The organism is Pantoea sp. LMR881, from assembly GCF_027157825.1.
GTDB classification, from domain to species: Bacteria; Pseudomonadota; Gammaproteobacteria; order Enterobacterales; family Enterobacteriaceae; genus Pantoea; species Pantoea haifensis.
In genome coordinates this window covers 2,942,861-2,958,233 of record NZ_JAPVOK010000002.1, presented here as the reverse complement: position 1 = coordinate 2,958,233, position 15,373 = coordinate 2,942,861, and the positions used below count along the sequence as shown (strand labels likewise).

The following is a 15,373-nucleotide window of genomic DNA, read 5'->3' as shown; positions in this document are numbered from 1 at the left end:
CAGATTTCCAATGAATAAAAAGTTGATAGCCTTGCTGGTGATTGCACCACTTTTGGTTTCTTGCTCCGGACAAAAAAAGCAGCAGTATCACGAAGACTGGATTAAAGACACCAACGGCTTTGATATTTTAATGGGTCAGTTCGCCCATAACATCGAGAATATTTGGGGTATTAAAGAGGTTCTGATTGCAGGACCAAAAGATTACGTCAAATACAGCGACAACTATTACACCCGCAGCCACATTAACTTTGAGAGCGGTAGTATTACCATCGAGACCATTGCCGGAACCGATCCGATGGCCAGCCTGCGCCAGGCAATAGTGACCACACTGTTGATTGGTGACGATCCTGGCAATGTCGATCTCTACTCCGACGCCAACGATATTGTGATCAGCAAAGAGCCACTGCTGTATGGGCAGGTGCTGGATAACACCGGTCAGCCGATCCGCTGGCAGGGGCGCGCTGAGAACTTTGCTGATTATCTGATCCAGAATAAGCTGAAGCGCCGCACTTCCGGTCTGCACGTCATTTACTCAATCACGATCCCAATGGTGCCAAACCACCTGGACAAGCGTGCGCATAAATATCTGCCGATGGTGCGCAAGGCGGCTGAAGAGTATGGCGTTGATGCCTCGCTGATTCTGGCGATTATGCAGACTGAGTCGAGCTTTAACCCCTATGCGGTGAGCCACGCGGATGCGCTTGGTTTAATGCAGGTTGTTCAGCACACGGCCGGTGTGGATGTGTTCCGCATGAAGGGTAAATGGGGCAAGCCGAGCCGCAGCTATCTGCTTGATCCTGAAAATAACATTGATGCAGGAACGGCCTATTTGTCGATCCTGCAAAAAAGTTATCTAGGGGAATTCAGGATCCGCTGTCGCGGCGTTACGCTGTGATTACCGCTTATAACGGTGGCGCGGGTAGCGTGCTGCGCGTTTTCTCCAGCGATAAGGATCGTGCCTTCAGCGTCATTAATGAGATGTCTCCTGGCCAGGTGTACCAGACCCTGACCAGCAAGCATCCGTCAGCGGAATCGCGCCGCTATCTCTACAAAGTCAGTACCGCACAGCGTAGCTATCACCGCTATTAATAGCGTGCGCGCTGCCCCCTGCCTTACTCTTTCGCCACGCACGGGAAAAATCAGGAGGGGACAGCGCGCAGAACTTACTGACTTTCCACCATCATATTCGCCACTAAATATTTGCGTCCATCTTCACTGGTCTCGGTATAAACGCCCTGCAATTCTGGCGAGAAGCCCGGCAGTAAATTAATACCCTCTTCCAGCGCCAGGAAGTAACGCTGCACCGCCCCGCCCCAGACTTCGCCCGGCACTACGCACAGCACACCCGGTGGGTACGGCAAAGCACCTTCAGCCGCGATCCGGCCTTCCGCATCAGCAATGGCGACCAGTTCAACATCCCCGCGAATATAAGCCTGATGTGCATCCTGCGGATCCACTTTCACGGGCGGTAAACCTTTTTCACGGAACATCGTTTTCTGCAATCCTTTCACATCGTAACTGACGTAAAGATCGTGCATCTCCTGGCACAAGCGGCGCAGCGTGTAACCCGCATAACGCTTCGCATTTTTGCGGTAGATCGTTGGCAACACTTCCGCCAGCGGCGCATCCTCTTTACATGCTGTTCGAACTGCGCCAGCATCGAGACCAGATGCGCCATCTTTTCTGCGCTTTCGGCTGGCGTCAGCAGGAACAGAATCGAGTTAAGATCGCACTTCTCTGGCACGATGCCGTTTTCACGCAGATAGTTCGCCAGAATGGTGGCCGGAATGCCAAAGTCAGCATATTCACCGCTTGCCGCATTAATGCCTGGCGTTGTCAGCAGCAGCTTGCAGGGATCGACCCGATATTGATCGCGATCGTAGCCCGCAAACCCGTGCCATTTAGCCCCGGGTTCAAAGCTGAAATAGCGCAAATCGCTGGCGATCTCAGCCGTTGGCGCATCCTGCCACGCTTTGCCGTTCACCGTTTCTGGCACAAAAGGCAGGATCATCTCACAGCGTTCAAAGATCGCTTTACGCGCGTCAATGCCCAGCGTGACGCACTCTTGCCACATGCGGCGACCCGCTTCGCCCTGATGCATTTTGGCATTGATATCCAGCGCAGCGAACAGCGGATAAAACGGGCTGGTCGATGCGTGCAGCATGAAGGCGTTATTAAGGCGTTTGTGCGGGCAGAAGCGTTTCTGTCCGCGAATGTGATTATCTTTTTGTGAATTTGCGACGTCTGAGAGAAGCCCGCCAGCTGCTTGTGCACCGACTGGGTAACAAAAATGCCGGGATCGTTCTCGTTCAGCTCCAGCGTTAAGGGTGAGCAGCCTTCCATCAACGGAATAAATTGCTCGTAACCCAGCCACGCTGAGTCAAACAGGATGTAATCGCACAGATGACCAATGCGATCCACGACCTGGCGTGCGTTATATACCGTGCCGTCATAGGTGCCGAGCTGGATGATTGCCAGACGAAAAGGCCGCTGCTCATTTGCCCGCTGCGGAGCCACTTTTTTGATTTGCTCGCGCAGATAAGCGTCATCAAAACAGTGCGCATCAATGCCACCGATAAAGCCAAACGGATTGCGCGCCGCTTCCAGATAAACAGGTGTTGCGCCCGCCTGAATCAAGGCACCATGATGGTTAGACTTATGATTGTTACGATCAAACAGCACTAAGTCGCCGCGTGTTAATAGCGCATTTGTCACCACTTTATTGGCACTGGAGGTTCCGTTCAGCACAAAGTAGGTTTTATCGGCGTTGAAAACTTTGGCGGCAAACTTCTGTGCGTGTTTCGCAGAACCTTCATGGATCAACAAATCGCCCAGTTTGACATCGGCGTTGCACATGTCTGAACGAAAAACATTTTCGCCATAAAAATCAAAGAACTGGCGACCTGCCGGATGCTTCCTGAAAAACGCGCCGCCCTGATGTCCCGGACAGGCAAACGTACTGTTCTGCATGTCGACATATTTGGTCAGGGTGTCGAAAAAGGGGGCAGCAAGGTTGATTCATACGCCTGAGCAGCCGCTTCCAGCGCAGCCCAGTCTTGCGGTTCGCCATTCAGCTCACCGGTTACGCCAGGCAGATGCAGCACTTCTTCTTCGAAGGCGTTGGCGACAAATACCGGCAGATTAAAGCCGGTATGACGCAACAGCGCCAGTACGCCGCTGCGCGTATCAGCCAGAGAGACGACCACAGCCGCCACGTCGGTAAAATCAGTGTTGTCCAGCGTTACCACGTCGCGCGCGGTGTTGAGGGTCAGGTTTGGCGCCACAGCGGCGCTGGCAGCAATTTTCAGTGGTGTCATAACACAAATCCCTAACAGTCAGGGAGTGGGTGCCTGCGGCACAGCAATAGGGAAGGATCCCCGGCGAATGATGCATTGCGATGTGTTGTAACCCCATGCGTTGCAAAAAAGCAGGGCGCGTAATGTTCCCGGAACTGACTCAGTAAGGGGACGCACAGGCACCTGCAAGGTAAAGCATGGCAGTTACAGACCGATAGACATCAGTAAAGTCAGAGCGTATCTGGCTTTACGCATGTCCAACAGTGAGCGTCAGGCTGGCTTCACCGCATGGTGAGCGAGTGTGTAACGACAATGGCGAACGCGCGCTCAGGCAGGAGCGAACAGGAACAAGTGCTGATGCGCATTGTGCTGAACATGGCGGCGTCCTCGGTGACAGGAATAACGAGCGTCGAAAAGTGGCGGTTATGATGTCATCTTTTGCCGTATCGACAACCCGTTACTGGTAATTAAATAGTCAAAAGACCCAAAACACATCCCCTTGATATTTAATGAAAATATCCAAAACCCACCCAAATAAATGCTTAAATTCCTGTAAGTTATGAACAATTATGCAGACAGATAGTTCAGCTCTCCTTTCTCAATCCGTTGCAGCCTGATGCGCTCATCTTCCCCCTGTCTCGCTGGCAGAGAAAGATACTGCCCTGCGCTGGTGCCAGCGTTGTAGGGTGAAAGGCATGAAAGCGGAAAAGCACCAGCACAATCCTGCTCTACCGCAACGCCCTACAGAAGCGTAGACTTATTCACCTCTTTTCCCCTTTACCGGAGGCTGCATGTTTAAAGCACTGGTCATAGAAAATGATGAACAAGGTTATCGCACCCTGCTGAAAGATCTCTCCGAATCACAACTTCCCAATCACGACGTTACGCTGGATATCAGCTACTCCACCCTTAACTATAAAGACGCGCTGGCAATCTGTAATAAAGGCCCTATTGTGCGCCAGTTCCCGATGGTGCCGGGCATCGATTTTGTCGGACGTGTCACCGCAAGCCGCCATTCAGAGTGGCAGCAAGATGATGTTGCTCTGCTTACAGGCTGGGGAGTGGGAGAAAAACAGTGGGGCGGCCTGGCGCAAAAAGCCAGCGTCTCTGGCGACTGGTTAGTTGATGTGCCTGCCACACTCAGCCCCCTACAAACCATGGCAATCGGCACAGCGGGACTGACGGCCATGCTGTGCGTCATGGCGCTGGAAAAACAGGGCGTAACACCCGATCGCGGCCCGGTATTAGTGACAGGAGCCAGCGGAGGTGTCGGCAGTTTTAGCGTCAGTCTGCTGTCTCGCCTGGGTTTTGCGGTCATCGCTTCCAGCGGGCGCGCCAGCGATGAAGATTATTTGATTAACACGCTTGGTGCATCATCAGTTATTGACCGTCGTGAACTGGCCGAACCGGGCAAGCCGCTCGCTAAAGAGCGTTGGGCTGCGGCGATTGATAGCGTTGGCAGCCATACCCTAAGCAATGTTTTGGCGGCGACACAGCGCGACGGCGTGGTTGCTGCCTGCGGTATGGCGCAAGGTTTAGATCTGCCTGCCAGCGTGGCACCTTTTATCCTGCGTGGCGTGACCTTAACCGGTGTCGACAGCGTGATGTGTCCAAAACCGCTGCGCCAGCAAGCGTGGCAGCGCCTTGGCGAACATCTTGATACCGCGCTGTTCAGCAAACTTACCCAGGTCATTCCCCTGAGCGAAGCAAAGCAAGCCGCCCAGGATCTTTTAGAGGGTAAAGTGCGCGGACGCCTGATCGTCGACTGCCGCTAAATAAAAATGCCGCCTCATTGTCGGGGCGGCAATAACGTTATTTCAGGCGTGAGATTAGTCCGGTCAGCGCGTAAAGTGCGCCCTGCTCCATCACCTCTTTTGGTTCCCCTTCAAAATGGCGACATTCGGCCTCTACTATGCCATTGGGCAGTTGCCAGCCGAACCAAATCGTTCCTGCAGGTGTACCATCTTCGCCACCATCTGGCCCGGCATAACCGGTTATCGCAATGCTTACCGGTTCTGCAGAACGATCGCATGCCCCTTTTGCCATTTCACGCGCGGTCTTTTCGCTCACGGCAGTATGGTGCTCAATCGTCCCGGCATCGACGCCCAGCAGGCGGATTTTGGCATTATCGCTATAGGTGACAAAGCCGCTGGTATAAAAGTTACCGCTGTTTTCGACTGCTGCCAGCGTCATGCTGATGAGGCCGGCGGTACAGGATTCGGCGGTCGCCAGTTTAAGCCCGGAAGATAACAGAAGTTTGCCCAGATTTTCAGCCGCTTGATTAAGTTTTTCTGCCATATTTTTTATTCCTGTTTTGTAACCAAAAACAAAGTATGGCTGAAAATAAACAGACTGATGTGCCGTCAAGCCGATGTTTTCAAAGCGAAACGGATTACTTGCGTAGTTGAATATAGGGACACTTGCTCTCACTGTCCGCCGTTACGTGAAGTTCAGCCTGATACCAGCGCGTAAGTGTCGCTTCGGTCATCACCTGCTGCGGCGTGCCCTGCGCCACCAGCTTACCCTGGTGTAACAGCAAAATACGATCTGCCCACAGCGATGCCAGATTGAGATCGTGCAACACGGTGCACACGCTGAAATCGCCCGATCGCGTCAGTTTATGCAGCAGGCGCAGCGTCTGTTGCTGCCAGAAAAGATCCAACGCCGAAGTCGGTTCATCTAAAAACAGCCAGCCGCGCGGCGCGTCATCCTGCCACAGTTGTGCTAACACGCGCGCCAGTTGCACACGCTGCTGCTCTCCCCGGAAAGTTGCCGGTAATCGCGCGTTGCCAGCGTGTTGCAGCCGGTTAACCGCATGACCTGTTGCACAATTTCCGCCGACTGTTTACCCGGCCAGGGAGCGCGGCCCATCGCTACCACTGATTCAGCAGACTGCGAAAACGTCATACTGTTTTGCTGGCGCATCACGGCGCGTCGTCGTGCCAGCTCATTGCGCGGCCAGTCAGCTAACTGTCGATTGCCGAGCCAGCATTCGCCGCGATCGGGCTTGAGGAAACCGGTTAACATGCGCAGCAAGGTCGATTTGCCCGCACCGTTGGGACCAATCAATGCCACCATTTCACCTGCCGCTAGCGTCAGATCAAGATGCTCAATTAACGTCCGCGCGTTATGGGTGAAGCGTAATCCTTTCGCCTGTAATGTTTCCATTAGTCCATTCCTCGCTGCTGACGCAGGATCAGCCAGAGAAACCACGGCCCGCCAATCAGGCTGGTGAGTAAGCCAACGGGCATTTCTGCCGGGATCACAACGGTGCGCGCCAGCGTATCAGCCAGCAGCAGTAAAATAGCGCCAGCCAGGGCTGAGCCTGGTAGCAGCCAGCGATGATCGCTGCCCAGACAGAAACGCATCACATGCGGCACAACCAGGCCAACAAAACCAATTATGCCGCTCACCGATACGGCAGTGCCCACCAGTAGTGCACTGAGCACCAGCAACTGACGCTGGCTGCGTTTAACGTCGAGGCCCATATAATGCGCATCTTCATCACCCAGTTGCAGCAGATTGAGCTGCCGCGCGCGCGTCTGTAACAGCAGCAGCCCAGGCAAAATTAACAGCGCGCAAACCAGCAAGGATGGCCATTGCGCCTGGCTCAAACTGCCCATGCCCCACAGCGACAGCTGCCGCAGTTGCTGATCGTTACTCAGCCAGGACAGCACGCCAACCGCCGCACCGCATAAGGCATTAATCGCAATGCCAATCAGCAGCAGCCGCGACAGGTTGCCACGTGCAAGCTGGCTAAAACTAAATATCAGCAAGGTCACCAGCAGGCTGCCCGTAAAGGCGGCGATGGTAGGTAACCATAATGCTATAACCGCGGGCAGCGCCAGCGGCATAACAATGGCCACCGCTACTGCTAATCCCGCGCCGCTGCTGATACCCAACAGGCCCGGGTCGGCCAGAGGATTGCGAAACAGCCCCTGCATTACCGCACCAGAGACCGCTAATGCCATACCGAGCAGCACGGCCAGTAACACACGCGGCAAGCGAATATTCAGCCAGATCTGCCAACTGATATCGCTGAACGGCGCTTGCCATAAGCCACGCAGTGACAGCGGCATCGCGCCGAAATTAGCCGCCGCTACCATCACCAGCAGCATGCTCACCAGCATCAACAACAGCCAGCGCAGATTAATCATCCCGGAGTGATTCCGCGGCACGGCGCAGTTTGACAATCGCCTGCGGCGTGTCCAGCCCAAAACCGAGCAGCGCCATGGTATCGATCACCAGCAGATTGTGATGCTGTCCGGCTGGCGTCAGAGCCAGTCCCGGCAGTTGCCACAGCTTCTCTTCACTGCCGAGCGCCTTCAGTCCGTCATCACCAATCACCACTAAATCGGGTGCTGCAGCGACTACGCCTTCCTGCGACAGGGCCTGATAATGTGGCACTGCCGCCATCGCATTCACCAGTCCGGCACTGCGTATAGCACCGTCAGCCGCGGTTTGATTCCCCGCAGCCAGCGACTTCATGCCGCTGTTCGCCATGATAAACAGCACTTTGACCGGCAAGGTCTGCTTTGGCAGCTGTGCCAGTTGCTTTTCAACCTGGGCCTCCAGCGTTTTAGCCTGCGCCTCGCGGTTCAGGGCCTTACCGATGGTAGCGATCTTTTTCGGGATCGCTTGCAGGCTGTTTTCACCGCTGACCTCCACGACTTTTACCCCCGCCTGTTCCACCTGCTTCAGAACCAGTGAGGGTTTTGCCAGTTCGCTGCTCAACACCAGGGTGGGTTTCAGTGCCAAAATACCTTCAGCATTTAACTGGCGCATATAGCCTACGTCCGGCAGTTTTGTGGCCTGGGCCGGATGCTGGCTGGTGCTGTCTCGCGCCACCAGATTTTGCTGCGCATCCAGGGCATAAACGATTTGCGTCACATCGCCGCCAATCGATACCACGCGCTCTGCTGCCAGCCCAGGCAACGACACCAGCAGCAGTAAAAGAAAGCGTTTCATGCCGCTTCCCCCGCTGCGCTCAGTGACATCACCTGCTCGCGCCAGCGCGTCTGTTCTGGCGTGCCTTCGCTACGCTGACCGTAAAGCTGGGCGATCTGCGAGCCATCAGCGGCAAACAGTTCCAGACTGGTGACAAACCCATCACCGCTCGGTTTACGTGTTACCCAGCTTTCACTGACCTGATTCTCCATCAGGTGCAGCGTGAATCGCGGATTAAAAATGTTGATCCAGTTTTCCATCGGCACCAGCTTTTCCACTACGCCAGTGAAGATTTGGGTGCAGCCGCGATTGCCGACAAAAATCATGATCTCATTGCCATCCTGCAACGCTAAATCCAGTACCGTTGCCAGCGCGTTATTACTTACCTGCCAGGCAAGATCGTTACCTGCTGCGCGAAACGCTTGCTGACGTGAAACATTATGGCGCTTCAGCAGCGCAAAAAACTGATGCACATCGGTCATGGCTCGCCATTCAGCATCAAGGGCGGCGGCATCAACCTGTTGCGCCCAGTTGGGGGCGGGCACTGGCTGGATAGCGAGCGGTGCGGCGGCGGGCTGGCTAAATTGTTCAATCAGCGTCTGCCAGGCGGCCTTATTGGTGTTTTCAGTGAGATAGATTTTCAGGACCGCATCACCGTGACGATCAAAAATCTGTACGCTCTGGCGCTCGCCATGCGCGGTGTGCTCACTAAGCGCAAATGCACTGTGCCACTGCGACGGAAACAGTCGCAGATCAAGCGCGCGCGGGTTAAGCACGATGCCAGCATGACCGCCCAGATGCAGGTTTTTATACTCACCAAAGTGCTCATGAACGGCGTATTCATTGCGGGTAATGCTTTTGGTTTCGCCTAATGTCTCAAGCGCCGCCAGCAGTGCCGGGAAATCAGTTTTTAACGTCCGTGCGTCCTGGCCGAGGCGCGCTTCACACAACTGCGCTTCGCTGATGCCCATCAGTGCAGCAAGATCGCGGGCATACTTTTTCGGTTGTTCACGCTTCAGGGTCAGATAGTGTTGGTAAGTCTGGTTCATAGCGCATTGCTCCCATGAGGATGCCCTGCACTGCCGCAGGGCTTGTTCTTATCAGAAGTCGACATTTACACCCAGTTGGAAGGTGCGGCCCGGCATAACAGCCAGCGCCTGATCGTTGCGGTCCTGCTGGGTATCGCTGGTCAGCTCACGGCTGCTGAGGTAATCCCAGTATTTGCGATCGGTGATGTTATAAATGCCGCCGCTCAGTTTGACGTTTTTCGTTACCTTCCAGTACGCGGTCATGTCTACCATGCCATATCCAGGGACACGCATGTAGTCGGTGTTTGAATCGGTCAATGGACTCCCGGTATTGCTGTAACTTTCGCGGTTAGTCGCGGTGGCTTGTTTTCCTTTCACAAAGGTCGCGGTCACCGCCGCGCCGTAGCCGCGTGCTACGTCATCCCAGGCTAAACCGATTATCGCTTTCATTGGCGCAACGCTCTCTAAATCAACGTAGCGATCGCCAAGGTAGCTCGATTTAGACTGGCCCTGCGTGTAGCCAAAGGCCAGGTTCGCGCTCAGGCCGTCAACCTGTTCGAACCAGGTGCCAAAATTAATTTTTGTGCTGACTTCTGCGCCATAAATGTAAGCTTTATCGCGGTTTTCAGCCTGATAGGTGGTGTAAATATTGCTGGGGACATTCACAAACTTATCGGGACTGGCGCTGCGCGAGTAGCGAGTGAAGGCAATAAAGTTTTTATAGGCGTTATAGAACACCGCGCTGTTAAACGTCACGCCTTTGGTAAGCTCGCCTTTCAAACCCCATTCAAAATTGTTGCTGGTTTCAGTTTTCAGATCCGTATTACCAATCAACGCATACTGCGCCGTTCCGGCATAGCTGGAACCGAGGTTCCATGAGCCATAAAGCTGGCTGTCATTCGGGAACTGCGCGCCGCGTGTATATTGCAGGTAAGTCATCAATGCTGGCGTCAAATCATACTGAAAAGCGATAGACGGCAGCACCTGCGTATCGCTGTTTGCCGAACCATACAGAGCAGAAACTTCTGCTGGATCCAGTACCGTGCTGTTGGTGGTCAGCGTCGAGACATCGCGCGGCTTCGTGTTCTGATACATCACGCGCACGCCCGGAATAACCGCAAAGTTGTGGCTGTCGAGATCGAAGCTGATCTTGTCCTGCACGTAACCGCCCACCGTGTAGCTGCGACTGTTGGCCTGCGGCTGCATGATGACGCTAAACGCACCTGGCGCAGGCGACTGGCGGAACGGACGTTCAGTATCCACGAGGCGAGCATTCAGCCCGGCACTCAGCGCGTGTCGGCCAATATTTTTCGCCAGCCGTGTATCAAAGCCGTACGTATCGCTGTTGTAATCGGAGTAGACGGTTTGATAAGCCGTTGCGCTCGACGGCATATAGGTGTTGTCGTGCGCCTGAGTCTGCTGCCAGTAAAGGCGCGTTGTCAGGCTGTCGATGAAATCATTATAAGGCGTGTATTCATCGCTCAGGCTGACGCCCCAACGGCGCGTATCACTCTGCTGCTGAGCGGTGCCCCAAAAGGTATTACCGTTGGTGGTACTCCAGCTGTCGTAATGGGTGTGGTTGGTTTTGTGATAGTAATCCAGCGTTGCGCTCAGTTTATGCGCATCGTTCGGCTGCCAGATCCCTGACGTCATAAAGGCATCGGAGTGCCAGTTGGCCGGATAAGCATCAAGCTCGCCGCTGTTGTTTTCTGTTTCCTGACCGTCGCGGCGGCTGTAGACAAAAATGCCGCGCAGTTCATCATCGCCCGCCGCTGCCGTGATACCGTTGTGCCAGCTACGGTTCGCAGAATCGTAGTCGCTTTGGTAGCCAAAATAGGTTTCTTTACCGGGGCGCAAATAATCGTCTGGCGTTTTGTTACGGAACGAGACGTTGCCGCCAATCGACGTGTTGGCTTGATCGACTGCGGTCGCGCCCTTTTCAATATCAATGCGACCAAACATATAGGGGTCAATGTAATCACGACCAATGCCGAAGCTGTCGAGGCCAGCGCGACCGACATAGCTGCGGCCTGTGGCTTGCGGCAACGGAATGCCATCAACATCCAGGCCAACGCGGTTGCTTTCCAGGCCACGAATGTTGTAGCCCGTATAACCGGCACGGTCGAATCCACTTTTACCCGCAGACGATCCGCCGCTGGCACCGGTTGCGCTGATCAGCGGTTCATAACGCATAATTGATCCGAAATCGTTGGCGCCGCGCTGTTGCAATTCGGCTGCGGTAAGCGTGGTACTGCTGCCTGCTTTTTTTCTGTTTCCGGCGCGGTGACGGTCATCAGCGGCTCGCGGGAAGTGCTTTTCGCCGTGGAGAGCGCCAGTAAAGCGTCATCGCTGGCGGCATAACCACAGGCAGCATGAATAGCAGAGGCGATAAGCGCCGTTTTAAACAGGCGCTGTGAAGTGAATCCCTGAAAATTTAATGACATGAGCGCGAAGTACCCGATTAATTGTTAGTATTCGCTCACTTACTTGCTAAAGGTGTTAAATAATGCGCTTTGCGCAATAAAACCATGAAAAACAGCGTTATTTTTAGCTATAAATTATGGCTCAGGAATTTAATGTAATTGCTAATCATTATCAATAACATTTACATTTAGAAGCGTGCGCGAAAGCACATTTTGTTAATCCGCACTAAACGCTATGTAATCAATAACTTAACAAGGAGCCTGCTATGATGCCTAAACCGGCAATAGAGATTCATTACTGCACGCAGTGTAACTGGATGCTGCGCTCGGCCTGGATGGCGCAAGAGCTGTTGCAAACTTTCGCCGAAGATCTGGCTGCTGTGACGCTTAAACCAGGCACAGGCGGCATTTTTGAAATCAAAGTGGATGATCTGGTGATTTGGGAACGGAAGCGCGACGGCGGTTTTCCTGACGCCTCAACGCTTAAACAGCGGGTGCGCGACACCTGTTTTCCAGAGCGATCGCTGGGTCATGTCGATAAGAAGAAGCCTGACGCCATTTAACAGCCAGACAGCGTCAGCTTTCAGCGATCTTCTTCGCTGCGTCATGCAGCGTAGCGATGATCAGCTGCAAGCTTTTCGCGGAAATGTTCTGTTGCGACAAGCGGCCATTTAAGGCGGTTTTCATCGTGTGGATCGCCTGTTCCACCTCGGGAAGAGTACGATTATTAACCAGTATGGCCAGCGAGGATAACCGTTCTATCAGGCTGGCAACATGCGCTTCGTTATTCGCCAGCATTTCACGTCCCACCTCGTTAAGCGCATAGGCTTTACGCGCAGCCTGAGCATCCAGCACATGGATTGCATCCATCTCTTCCAGTAACGTCAGGTTGGGATAGATGATGCCAGGGCTTGGCGAATATTCCCCTTTCGACAGCTCTTCAACAGATTTAATCAGCTCATAGCCGTGCGCGGCGTTCTGTGCCAGAAAGTGCAACATCAGCAGGCGAATATCACTGGCATCCAGCATTTTTTCCCGCCGCTTACGACGACCACCACAATCGCCAGAACGAGGGGCAGTATCATTATGTCGGGAAGAGAGTGGATCCTGTTTCATTGCCAGCCTGAAGGGAGAGAAAAAGAGGCTTGATAGTAGTCTGCCGCCTGGCAAAATTCAACACAGGCGGCCAGTGTATCCTTACTTACTGTGCCAGTACGCAACTGCCCGCACGTAGGCCGGGTCGAGACCACGACGCACCGTAAAATAGTCGCTCAGGGTTTTGACAAATTCGCCTTCCCCCGTCAGCCAGATAAAGTAATCGTCTTGTGGAATCGAGAGTTTATCCAGCGCAGCAATCAGCGTACCGAGATTATCGCTTTGCATGTTTCCGTTACCTGCCCAGTTCACGGAAACATCTGCCAGATCAGCTAAATAGCCGCGCCCCGTCTCTTCATCGGTATAAGCAAACAGATGCAGCGTTTCAGCCTGAATATCCGCTTTGCGACGTTTGAAGGCTGGCAGCCCGGTTTCATCACAGACATAGAGCTGAAAGGCATAATCGGTTGGCACCACCAGCGAACCGCGTGGGCCGCCCATGATCAGCGTATCGCCGGGCTGCGCCTGCGTTGCCCAGTCACTGGCAACACCGCTTTCATGAATATAAAAGTCGAGCGTTAGTGAAGACTCACCATCAAATTCAAGCGGCGTATAATCACGCGCCGGTGGTCGCACGCCATCTTGCCACACGATGCCTTCATCGCTCATCTGGGGTAACGCTAATGTGCCGCTGCCCGCTTCCGGGAAGAAGACCTTGATGTGATCATCAAATCCCGGCGAATGAAAGCCCGCTAAGTCGCTGCCATTGAAGACGATGCGCCAGAATTTGTCAGCAACTTTGGTTTTGCTCGTTACCGTAATATGGCGAAAACGCAGTTCGTTACGCACGCGCTGCGGCGCACGGCTTGGTGCTTTGTTATTTTGCAAAGGGTTTCTCCAGTCATGCCGTGGACTTCGTCTTCATCCACACGCCATCACGATTTACCCTGCCCTGCTGTTCGGGTCAGTGCAATCATGAAATCGAAATCATTCTCATCTAACCGAAGCTAAGATAGCTATGATATATCTTAATCTCAATGACGAAAAATGCGATCGGCGCACAAATAACAGGCAAAAGGCATAACTGAAGGCGTCAGAAAGGAATAACGCTAACCGCTGTTTTCAGCAACTGCGCCGGGTTACAGCATCTTGTCGAAGCCTGCCGTGCCGGAATGATCTCTGTTCTGCTGCGGCAGTACGTTATCACCCAGAATTTCATGCTGGGTTGACTGGGCATGGGGATGCAGCCCCGCTGGCGGATTAAAAGGTTCAGCCATTTGCGCCATAGCCAGTGCTGGCACGGCAGAAAGCGCAGTAACAAGAAAAAGCGTTGAGAGTCGCATATTTGTCTTCATTATCATTTTTAGCCGGGAGCGGCCGGAAGTGCAGATGAATATCCAGCCCTGACACCGATTAACGCGATGAATGCGCAACGTCAGGGTTTCAGGAGAGAATTTTACGCCAGAACAGGCGAGTTTTTTATAAAATCGTGCGGTTTGTCACAGTATGCCGCACGAATTATTCATTAGCCCTGAGAAACAGGAATAGCAAACACGCCGACCAGCCAGTCGGGCGTTGAAGCCTGAAGATCGAGACGCAGCAGATCTTTGCCCTGGCGACGGGCGACGCCCAGCGCAGGTAAGTGCAGATAGTAAATGTCAGCGATAAAACGTGTTATCTGTTCCGGCGTGCCACTCCAGTGAATCATCGCATAGAGACCGCGCGTTGCCGTCCAGCTCATGCCGGGTGAATTCAGCTTTTCCGCATGTTTGCTTTCAATCGCCTGAAACAGGCTAATATGCTGCTGCTCGGCAGAGGAAATGCCGGGACTATACTGAAAACCCAGCCAGCCACGTTCGACATGCTGACCCGCAAAGCGAACAAAATGTCGCGCCTGTTCAGCAACGCGGTGTTCACTGTCGTGAACGTAATCGCCAAACTTACACTCCCACTCCACCATGTCGCCACACATCGGCAAATCGTTATCGCGCTCGACCAGCTCTGCACGTTCAACAGGTGAGCGAACCGGAATACGGCCATGAAAATGTTTTACAGGCAGATCGGGAATGCGACGAAACGCGCCTGGCGTTACCGAAAAATGGTTTTTAAATACCCGGGTAAAGTTTTGCTGATTATCAAAACCGAAGCGCACGGCAATGTCGATAAGCGGCATTCGCGTCAGGCGCAGCGCCATTGCCGACATCGTCAGGCGACGCTTACGTGTATAAGCGGCCAGCGTTTGCCCGGTGATCTCTTTAAACATGCGTTGCATGTGCCATTTGGAGTAACCAGATTTCAGGGTGATCAGATCGATATTGAGATCGTCGGTGAGATTCGCCTCTATCCAGTCCACCAAATCGTTGATGTACTGTTTCTTAAGGGTCAGGCTGAGCATGATGGTTAACTTCAGAGAGGATGAATTGCCAGATTCGTCACAAAAGTATAACGAAAATGTATTAACAACGTAAGGAAAGGTAAAGAAGGCGTGCCGCAGTCAGGGAAAAACCGCATTAATTGCTTAGGTTACTAATTAAAAGGCTGACTGAAGTCAGCCTTTTCTCTGCAAATTTTACGTATGAATCGC

The 15,373-nt window shown here is 53.5% G+C and carries 10 protein-coding genes and 4 pseudogenes; 3 read left to right on the top strand and 11 right to left on the bottom strand.

Going from position 1 to position 15,373, the window contains the following annotated elements:
• Positions 1-10 precede the first annotated feature (10 nt).
• Positions 11-1,089 (top strand): annotated as a pseudogene (mltC, locus tag O3W44_RS15755) (membrane-bound lytic murein transglycosylase MltC).
• Between the two features lie 74 nt (positions 1,090-1,163).
• Here mltC and O3W44_RS15750 read toward each other — a convergent pair.
• Positions 1,164-3,317: pseudogene (locus O3W44_RS15750) on the bottom strand (ornithine decarboxylase).
• Positions 3,318-4,087: 770 nt separating this feature from the next.
• Here O3W44_RS15750 and acuI point away from each other — a divergent pair.
• Positions 4,088-5,071 (top strand): acrylyl-CoA reductase (NADPH), encoded by a 984-nt coding sequence (acuI, locus tag O3W44_RS15745; protein WP_269293788.1) that lies wholly within the window; start codon positions 4,088-4,090, stop codon positions 5,069-5,071.
• 37 nt (positions 5,072-5,108) lie between these two features.
• On the opposite strand, the gene O3W44_RS15740 is transcribed toward acuI, so the two are convergent.
• The 6 genes and pseudogenes from O3W44_RS15740 to O3W44_RS15715 form a co-directional block, all read right to left on the bottom strand.
• Positions 5,109-5,594, bottom strand: a complete 486-nt coding sequence (locus O3W44_RS15740; RefSeq protein ID WP_269293787.1) for a CinA family protein — start codon at positions 5,592-5,594, stop codon at positions 5,109-5,111.
• 94 nt (positions 5,595-5,688) lie between these two features.
• A pseudogene (locus tag O3W44_RS15735) lies at positions 5,689-6,464 on the bottom strand (heme ABC transporter ATP-binding protein).
• Entirely contained in the window at positions 6,464-7,453 is a 990-nt protein-coding gene (locus tag O3W44_RS15730) for a FecCD family ABC transporter permease (protein ID WP_269293786.1), read from the bottom strand. The pseudogene O3W44_RS15735 and the gene O3W44_RS15730 overlap by 1 nt, the downstream one beginning before the upstream one ends.
• Positions 7,446-8,264, bottom strand: coding sequence for a heme/hemin ABC transporter substrate-binding protein (locus O3W44_RS15725; protein WP_269293785.1), 819 nt, complete (start codon positions 8,262-8,264; stop codon positions 7,446-7,448). The genes O3W44_RS15730 and O3W44_RS15725 overlap by 8 nt, the downstream gene beginning before the upstream one ends.
• Positions 8,261-9,292: a hemin-degrading factor gene (locus O3W44_RS15720; RefSeq protein WP_269293784.1), complete on the bottom strand. Its 1,032-nt coding sequence runs from the start codon at positions 9,290-9,292 to the stop codon at positions 8,261-8,263. Before O3W44_RS15720 ends, O3W44_RS15725 begins: the two co-directional genes overlap by 4 nt.
• A gap of 51 nt (positions 9,293-9,343) precedes the next feature.
• Positions 9,344-11,715 (bottom strand): annotated as a pseudogene (locus tag O3W44_RS15715) (TonB-dependent receptor domain-containing protein).
• Between the two features lie 245 nt (positions 11,716-11,960).
• Between O3W44_RS15715 and O3W44_RS15710 the strand changes: the two are divergent.
• The gene (locus tag O3W44_RS15710) at positions 11,961-12,257 is read left to right on the top strand and encodes a SelT/SelW/SelH family protein (protein ID WP_269293783.1); all 297 of its coding nucleotides are present in this window, start codon (positions 11,961-11,963) and stop codon (positions 12,255-12,257) included.
• 13 nt (positions 12,258-12,270) lie between these two features.
• Here the strand turns inward: O3W44_RS15710 and O3W44_RS15705 are convergent, their stop codons facing one another.
• The 4 genes from O3W44_RS15705 to O3W44_RS15690 all read right to left on the bottom strand — a co-directional run bounded on the left by O3W44_RS15705 (position 12,271) and on the right by O3W44_RS15690 (position 15,184).
• A complete protein-coding gene (locus tag O3W44_RS15705; protein ID WP_269293782.1) occupies positions 12,271-12,810 on the bottom strand; it encodes a PadR family transcriptional regulator in 540 nt (179 codons plus the stop codon).
• Positions 12,811-12,891: 81 nt separating this feature from the next.
• Positions 12,892-13,677, bottom strand: a complete 786-nt coding sequence (locus O3W44_RS15700; protein ID WP_269293781.1) for a siderophore-interacting protein — start codon at positions 13,675-13,677, stop codon at positions 12,892-12,894.
• A gap of 251 nt (positions 13,678-13,928) precedes the next feature.
• A complete protein-coding gene (locus O3W44_RS15695; RefSeq protein ID WP_269293780.1) occupies positions 13,929-14,132 on the bottom strand; it encodes a hypothetical protein in 204 nt (67 codons plus the stop codon).
• A 182-nt stretch (positions 14,133-14,314) separates the two neighbouring features.
• Positions 14,315-15,184, bottom strand: coding sequence for a helix-turn-helix domain-containing protein (locus tag O3W44_RS15690; RefSeq protein ID WP_269293779.1), 870 nt, complete (start codon positions 15,182-15,184; stop codon positions 14,315-14,317).
• Between the last annotated feature and the right edge of the window lie 189 nt (positions 15,185-15,373).

Coding starts and splice junctions, on each gene's coding strand:
- O3W44_RS15705 (WP_269293782.1), bottom strand. CDS start 12,810: ATGAAACAGGATCCACTCTCTTCCCGACATAATGATACTGCCCCTCGT.
- O3W44_RS15740 (WP_269293787.1), bottom strand. CDS start 5,594: ATGGCAGAAAAACTTAATCAAGCGGCTGAAAATCTGGGCAAACTTCTG.
- O3W44_RS15725 (WP_269293785.1), bottom strand. CDS start 8,264: ATGAAACGCTTTCTTTTACTGCTGCTGGTGTCGTTGCCTGGGCTGGCA.
- O3W44_RS15720 (WP_269293784.1), bottom strand. CDS start 9,292: ATGAACCAGACTTACCAACACTATCTGACCCTGAAGCGTGAACAACCG.
- acuI (WP_269293788.1), top strand. CDS start 4,088: ATGTTTAAAGCACTGGTCATAGAAAATGATGAACAAGGTTATCGCACC.
- O3W44_RS15710 (WP_269293783.1), top strand. CDS start 11,961: ATGATGCCTAAACCGGCAATAGAGATTCATTACTGCACGCAGTGTAAC.
- O3W44_RS15690 (WP_269293779.1), bottom strand. CDS start 15,184: ATGCTCAGCCTGACCCTTAAGAAACAGTACATCAACGATTTGGTGGAC.
- O3W44_RS15730 (WP_269293786.1), bottom strand. CDS start 7,453: ATGATTAATCTGCGCTGGCTGTTGTTGATGCTGGTGAGCATGCTGCTG.
- O3W44_RS15695 (WP_269293780.1), bottom strand. CDS start 14,132: ATGCGACTCTCAACGCTTTTTCTTGTTACTGCGCTTTCTGCCGTGCCA.